The following is a 1,471-nucleotide window of genomic DNA, read 5'->3' as shown; positions in this document are numbered from 1 at the left end:
TTTCGATGTGAGTGAACCGATGCCTCTTTAGTAACATTTTAACTGAGTGATCGCGAGCTCTTGAAATCCCGGCAGCAGTTTGGTAAGGTATATATAAGCTACTTTGTTATGCAAGGTAGCTTTTCCTAAAACAGCTATCTTGTTATGCAAGCCAGCTGCAATTGAAGTCTGATACAAACTCATTTTTTTGTATTACTATATTGTTATACAAGGTAGGTGATGATGTTGTCGGTTCGAAGCCAGCTTTTAAAAGGAATATTGGAAGGGTGCATCCTCGCAGTTATATCCCAAGAAACGATATACGGCTATGAGCTTACCATGAAGCTCCATACGATGCAGATTGAAGTAAGCGAAGGTTCGATTTACCCCATTCTGTTGCGGCTTCAGAAGGAGAAGCTGATCGTCGGGGAGATGAAGAAGTCCCCCAGCGGCCCAAACCGCAAATATTACACCCTCACCAGCCAAGGCGAAGAAGCCTTGGAAGAATTTAAGAAGCATTGGGAGAATTTAAGAGACCCCGTAGACAATTTACTGCAAAGAGGAGGCAGAATTTAATGCATGCTAAAGAACTGATCCAAGAAAACAATCGAAAACGCGAGCTGCTGAGCGAAGAAAATGAAAGATATTATACCGGATTACTCATTTATATTCGAACCTCATTTAATACCTCTGAACAGGAAACCGAGGAAATTTTAATGGAGGTGCTGGACCACCTCTTGGAAGCTCAAGAAGAAGGACGGACCGCCGAAGAAGTGTTTGGAGCCGATCCGAAAGCATATGCCCGTGAAATTGTCGGCGAGCTTCCAACAGCAATGCCGAAAGAGATCGTAAAGCTGGTATCCATGTTTGGCTTGATTTTTTTGGGAGTCTTTGCCTTGACTATCGGTCTGTTGGCTAGCATCCTCAGTTATGTTTTTCATCTGGGAGAGTCGGTCTATCATTTTCATATAGGGAGTTTAACGGTTGCCGCAGCCGCTTCTGTTCTTGGTGCTTATTTATTTATTGCCGGCATCTTAAGATACATTCGCTGGTCTGCCTTTCGTTCCGTCCATAAAGTAAAAGAAATTGTGACAGCCTGCCTGATCGGCGGAGGTCTATTCGTGCTCTTCGCAATAGGTTTCTACTTCATGCCTTCGTTTGGTCCTCCCATTGACATTCCTGTATACGTGCTTGCCCTCATTGGCGCTGTATTGTATGGAGCAGGAAAATGGCTGGAGAAAAAGAAATGATCTCTTGAAGTAGGCGGCAATTGTCAGGAGCATCCGTGTCAACTCATATAAAAATGTTACCGAAGGATAATGGTCCACTCACGTAATTTTGTTACCCAGTGGAGGCTGTTACATAGCCTCCACTGGGCGCGTAGCGGAGGCAGGCGTCACGGGTTGGGAAAGCAGCGCTTCCAACTGATTGTGTAATGCAAGCGGATCTTGGGAAGTCTGATACGCCTGTAACCGCCCGGTTTGTTCTGGTC

The 1,471-nt window shown here is 45.1% G+C and carries 2 protein-coding genes; both read left to right on the top strand.

What is annotated here, in order from left to right:
• The first annotated feature begins 225 nt into the window (after nucleotides 1-225).
• Nucleotides 226-555, top strand: coding sequence for a PadR family transcriptional regulator (locus RW092_RS01220; protein WP_316009298.1), 330 nt, complete (start codon nucleotides 226-228; stop codon nucleotides 553-555).
• Nucleotides 555-1,229: a DUF1129 family protein gene (locus RW092_RS01215; protein ID WP_316009297.1), complete on the top strand. Its 675-nt coding sequence runs from the start codon at nucleotides 555-557 to the stop codon at nucleotides 1,227-1,229. Before RW092_RS01220 ends, RW092_RS01215 begins: the two co-directional genes overlap by 1 nt.
• Nucleotides 1,230-1,471 lie beyond the last annotated feature (242 nt).

Origin of the sequence: Paenibacillus sp. 3LSP (genome assembly GCF_032465655.1) — a bacterium.
GTDB classification, from domain to species: Bacteria; Bacillota; Bacilli; order Paenibacillales; family Paenibacillaceae; genus Fontibacillus; species Fontibacillus barengoltzii.
This window is presented reverse-complemented; position numbering and strand designations above follow the sequence as displayed.

Excerpts from the sequence above, each read along its gene's own strand:
- RW092_RS01215 (WP_316009297.1), top strand. The coding sequence starts at position 555 with ATGCATGCTAAAGAACTGATCCAAGAAAACAATCGAAAACGCGAGCTG.